5 protein-coding genes are annotated in these 5,365 nt (G+C 51.0%); all 5 read left to right on the top strand.

From position 1 onward, the window contains the following. The first annotated feature begins 283 nt into the window (after positions 1–283). A complete protein-coding gene (locus H6A34_RS13610; protein ID WP_205105958.1) occupies positions 284–1,231 on the top strand; it encodes a DUF362 domain-containing protein in 948 nt (315 codons plus the stop codon). A gap of 173 nt (positions 1,232–1,404) precedes the next feature. Further along, a complete protein-coding gene (locus H6A34_RS13605; RefSeq protein WP_205105957.1) occupies positions 1,405–3,273 on the top strand; it encodes a TonB-dependent receptor in 1,869 nt (622 codons plus the stop codon). Between the two features lie 99 nt (positions 3,274–3,372). Continuing rightward, positions 3,373–3,549, top strand: a complete 177-nt coding sequence (locus tag H6A34_RS13600) for a Sec-independent protein translocase subunit TatA/TatB (protein WP_021947958.1) — start codon at positions 3,373–3,375, stop codon at positions 3,547–3,549. Further along, the gene (tatC, locus tag H6A34_RS13595) at positions 3,542–4,297 is read left to right on the top strand and encodes a twin-arginine translocase subunit TatC (RefSeq protein ID WP_021947959.1); all 756 of its coding nucleotides are present in this window, start codon (positions 3,542–3,544) and stop codon (positions 4,295–4,297) included. Before H6A34_RS13600 ends, tatC begins: the two co-directional genes overlap by 8 nt. Positions 4,298–4,348: 51 nt before the next feature. After that, the coding region (locus H6A34_RS13590; protein WP_205105956.1) for a 4Fe-4S binding protein at positions 4,349–5,365 on the top strand (1,017 nt) is incomplete at its 3' end.

Here is a 5,365-nt window from a genome sequence, read left to right as displayed (position 1 = left end):
ACTTGCGCTTGCTCATACCTGACGAGTAATAGTCACGAAGGACGCTCAATTTGAACTCCTCGCTGTACTTTGTTGGACTCTTTCGCATTGTTTTACACATTTTTTATTGTTCATAAATGTGTCAACTTTTGCCAGGACAAGACAAGTGGCATAAATGTTTATAATATATAAAAAAACTATCTGCTGTAAAATTGGTAAACATTTCGGTAAAAAATATACTTGATTGAGAGTTTTTTCGTTGTAATTTTGCAACGTGAAAAAGTTTAATTAAATATCGTCGGAAATGAAAAAACTGATTTTATTGGCGGCCGTACTGCTCATGGCTATCGGCGCGTCGGCACAATCAAAGGTTTACTTCACGAAAGAAATATCCCCAGAAGCCCTCGTACGCATATACAAGGCACTGGGCAAAGAGGCAAAAGGGCGCGTTGCTGTAAAGATAAGCACGGGCGAGGCCGGCGGCCACAACTACCTGAAGCCTGAGCTGATAGGCAAGCTCGTAAGCGAGGTTAACGGCACGATAGTGGAATGCAACACGGCCTACGCCGGCAAACGGATGAACTCGGAGGACCACTGGAAAGTGATACGCGACCACGGTTTCGACAAGATTGCCAAGGTGGACATCATGGACGAGGGGGGCGACATGCGCATTCCGGTAAAGGACACGACGCACATCAAGTACGACATCGTAGGCTCCCACCTTGCCAACTACGACTTCATGGTAAACCTCGCGCACTTCAAGGGGCATGCCATGGGCGGCTTTGGCGGCGTATTGAAGAACGCCTCAATCGGCGTTGCGTCGAGCAACGGCAAGTCGTACATACACACGGCGGGCAAGGTACAGAGTCCGGCCGAGCTGTGGAACAACCTGCCCGCACAGGATTATTTCCTCGAAAGCATGGCGTCGGCTGCCCAAGGCGTGCATGAATACATGAAGGGCAACGTGCTGTACATCAACGTCATGAACAACATGAGCGTGGACTGCGACTGCGACAGCCATCCGGCAGACCCCGTACTGAAGGACATGGGCATAATGGCTTCGCTCGACCCGGTGGCCCTTGACAAGGCTTGCCTTGACAAAGTGTTCAACCACCAGTCGACCGAAGGTGATGACGCAAAACCTTTAATCGAGCGCATCAACCGTCAGCACGGAACCCATATAGTTGACTATGCAGAGAAAATAGGCCTTGGGAGCAAGGCTTACACTCTCATAGATATAGACAATCAATAACTTCTTCGTCGCATGGCGGCTTGCGGTGAGCGCATGGCCGCCATGCATTACAAAGAGAGACATCCGAAGCTAATGCTTACGATGACATGAGGAACGCTGGGAAAGGCTGTTGAAAAAGCCGTTACACATACTTCACGATAACATATTTTTAAATCTAAAATTCTTGATTCTTAATGAAAAAACTTATTTTTGCAGCAGCTCTTCTCACGGCCGCCGCAGGCCAGGTGCATGCCCAGAGAGACACTACTGCACACACTCTCGACAACGTTGTGGTGACAGGAACACGCAACGTAACTGACATACGCCACCTGCCAATGACCATATCGGTGGTTAACAGGGATAAACTGACGGAGAACCAGCGCGTCAACGTGCTGCCGACATTGTCGGAACAGGTGCCCGGACTGTTTGTCACGGCACGCTCGATGATGGGATACGCCGTCAGCGACGGTGCCGCCGGAGGTATCAGCCTGCGCGGACTCGGCAGCGGCGCGGGGCGCATGATGGTGCTCATCGACGGACATCCGCAATACCAGGGAATATTCGGCCACTCGATAAGCGACTCTTACCAGACGATGATGGCAGACCGAGTGGAAGTACTCAGAGGCCCCGCCTCAATGCTGTACGGCTCTAACGCCATGGGCGGAGTGGTCAATATCGTAACAAGAAGCATGCGCGAGGACGGCGTCAAGACGGACATCAATCTTGGCGCAGGCTCTTACGGAACATTCCAGGGAGAGTTTACCAACCGCATACGCAGCGGCAAGTTCTACAGCGTCATTGCCGGACAGTACGGCCGTAGCGACAACAACCGCCCCTCGATGGGCTTCGAGCAGTACGGCGGATACGCCAAACTGGGCTACGACTTCTCGCCGCACTGGACGGCATACGCCGACGTGAACGTGACGCATTTCAACTCGTCGTACCCCGGAAGCACGTACGAGCCGCTGCTGGGGGCAAGACAGTGGATTACGCGCGGTGTTGCTTCGGCTGTGGTTGAGAACCACTACGGACGCACTTCAGGAGCAGTGAGCGTGTACCACAACTTCGGACGGCATAAAATCAACGACGGATACGCCCCCGGAGAACAGCCTCAGGAAAACTACTTCCTCTCAAACGACGCCCTGACGGGTTTCTCGATATACCAGAGCGCGACGTTCTTCACGGGCAACCGAATAACCGTCGGCCTTGACTACCAGCACATCTACGGCAAGGCATGGAACCGGGTAATCGCCACAGGAGAAGACCTCGACCCGATAGGACACCACCACGAGAACGAGATTGCAGGCTATGTTGACTTCCGCCAAGACCTGTTCCGCTGGCTGACGGTTGACGCTGGAGTGCGTGTTGACCACCACTCTCAGACTGGAACGGAATGGGTGCCACAGGGAGGACTGGTGTTCCGCATGGTGAAAGACGGCGAACTGAAGGCCATGGTGAGCAAAGGCTTCCGCAATCCGACCATCCGCGAGATGTACCTTTGGCGTCCTGCAAATGCCGATTTGCGTCCAGAGCGCATGATGAACTACGAGCTTTCATGGAAACAAAGGCTCTGCGGAGGAGCTTTCTCATACGGTATCAACCTGTTTTACATCAACGGCGACAACATAATACAGACCGCGATAGTAGACAACAGGCCGATGAACGTCAACACGGGAGCCATCGAGAACAGCGGCGTAGAAGCCGAGTTTGCGTGGAAAGCGAACAGATATCTCAGCCTGAACGGCAACTACAGCTTCCTGCACATGCACAACAAGGTGCTCGCCGCGCCAGAACATAAAGCGTATCTTGGCGCCGATTACCGCCGCGGACGCTGGATGTTGGCTGGCGGCCTGCAGTACATCGACGGACTGTACACCCAGGTTGACCCCACTGAAATACAAGAGAACTTCCTCCTGTTGAACGTCACAGCCGCATATAAGGCGTTGCCTTGGCTCAACATCTGGGCAAAAGGAGAGAACCTGCTGGCGCAGAAATATGAAATCAACTATGGCTACCCAATGCCAAAAGCGACATTCATGGGTGGCGTGAATATAAACATTTAATATAAGGTTATACGGTTTTAAGGTTTTAAGGTTATGCGGTTTACCTGCAAGAAGACCTTAAAACCGCAAAACCCAAGAACCGCAAAACCGTAAAAAACTATGAGTATCGGATTTCAAGAAGTACTTGTCCTTGCGTTAATAATCCTGTTGTTGTTCGGCGGAAAGAAGATACCCGAACTGATGAAGGGCCTCGGCAAAGGCGTTAAGAGTTTCAAGGACGGCATGAACGGAAAGCTGGACGACGAACAGGAAGAGCCGAAGAAGAAAGATGAATGACTCTGGTTCGTTGACGTTCTGGGAGCATCTCGACATTCTACGGGGCAGCCTGATACGCATGCTCGTGGCTGCTATAGTGGCGGGAGTTGCGGCGTTTTTGCTTAAGGATTGGTTGTTTGACGTCGTACTTGCGCCGAGCAGTAGCGATTTCATCACATACCGGCTTCTCGGAGTTGAACCGTTCAGGATAGAGTTGGTGAACACCGGGCTTACCGAGCAATTCATGATACACATGAAAGTGTCGCTCGTTGCCGGCATACTCATCGCCTCACCGTACATCCTTTACCTGTTGTTCCGCTTCATTTCGCCAGCGTTGTACGACAACGAGCGGCGATATTCGGTGCGGCTTACGGTTGCGGCGTACCTGATGTTTCTCTTCGGAGTGGCCGTCAACTACTTTGTCATCTTTCCGTTGACCGTCCGTTTCCTCGGAACCTACCAAGTCAGCGACGACATCCATAACCTGTTGACCATCAGCTCGTATGTAGACACGCTTGCCATGATGAGCCTCGTGTTCGGCATTGTGTTCGAGATACCGGTCGTAAGCTGGCTTCTTGCACGCTTCGGGTTGCTCAAGAGCGTATGGATGAGCCGTTACCGGCGCCACGCAATAGTTGCAATCGTCATAGTGGCGGCAGTCATCACTCCTACATCCGACGTATTTACACTGTTCATGGTGTCGTTGCCAATCTGGCTGCTGTACGAAGCCAGCGTGCTGATAGTCAGGATTACGGAAAAGAAAAATTGAAAAAGTGAAAGAGTGAAAAGGTGAGAAATACATCAAAAACATTATAATTTTATGCTTAAGAAAATAAGAATTACATTGGCGACAATTGTATTCTTGCTGATTACATTGCTGTTTCTTGATGTCACAGGCACGTTACATTCTTATCTTGGATGGCTCGCCAAGATACAGTTCTGGCCCGCCTTGCTGGCGCTTAACGCAGGAGTTGTGGCGGCTTTGATAATCCTTACGCTTGTCTTCGGCCGAATATATTGCTCTGTAATATGCCCTCTCGGCATAATGCAGGACGTAGTTTCGAACATACATAGCCGCAGGAAGAAGAACAGGTTTACCTATTCAAAAGAGAAACGTTGGTTACGTTACGGCCTGTTGGCGGTATTCATCATAGCCGCCTTAGCCGGGATTAACGTCATAGTGTCGCTCCTTGCGCCTTACAGTTCGTACGGACGCATCGCGAGCAACCTGTTCAAACCGGTTTATGAGGCCGGAAACAACGTGCTTGCAAGCATAGCCGAGAGCGTGGACAGCTACGCTTTCTACAGCGTTGACGTGTGGATTAAGAGCATGCCGACATTCATCATCGCCGTTGTGACGTTCATCATCATCGCCATTCTTGCATGGCGTGGCGGCCGTACATACTGTAACACAATCTGTCCGGTGGGCACTATCCTCAGCTTCTTTGCCCGCTTCTCGTGGTTCAAGGTACATATTGACGAGGACAAGTGCATTAAATGCGGCCTTTGCACAAAGAACTGCAAAGCCTCTGCGATAGATTTCAAAAACCATAAGATAGACTACAGCCGTTGCGTTGTTTGCGGAGACTGTCTCGGCAAGTGCCATAAAGGCGCGCTGAGTTTTACGAACCAACGAGTCAACAAGCAGACAAGCAGACAAGTGGACAAGCAGACAAGTGGACAAGTCAATAAGCAAACGAGCGTGCAGGCAGACAATATGATAAACAAACAAGCAAATGACAGCAAGGCAAATCTCCTTGTTGACTCGTCACTTGTCAACTTGTCAACTGTCGGAGTACCGACTGATACTGGCCGCCGTTCGTTCCTCCTTGCCGCA

It is taken from the genome of Marseilla massiliensis (genome assembly GCF_016899855.1).
Classification (GTDB): Bacteria; Bacteroidota; Bacteroidia; order Bacteroidales; family Bacteroidaceae; genus Prevotella.
This window is presented reverse-complemented; position numbering and strand designations above follow the sequence as displayed.

What these genes read in the sequence shown, in the direction of transcription:
- H6A34_RS13605 (WP_205105957.1), top strand. Translation starts at nt 1,405, where the DNA reads ATGAAAAAACTTATTTTTGCAGCAGCTCTTCTCACGGCCGCCGCAGGC.
- tatC (WP_021947959.1), top strand. Translation starts at nt 3,542, where the DNA reads ATGAATGACTCTGGTTCGTTGACGTTCTGGGAGCATCTCGACATTCTA.
- H6A34_RS13610 (WP_205105958.1), top strand. Translation starts at nt 284, where the DNA reads ATGAAAAAACTGATTTTATTGGCGGCCGTACTGCTCATGGCTATCGGC.
- H6A34_RS13600 (WP_021947958.1), top strand. Translation starts at nt 3,373, where the DNA reads ATGAGTATCGGATTTCAAGAAGTACTTGTCCTTGCGTTAATAATCCTG.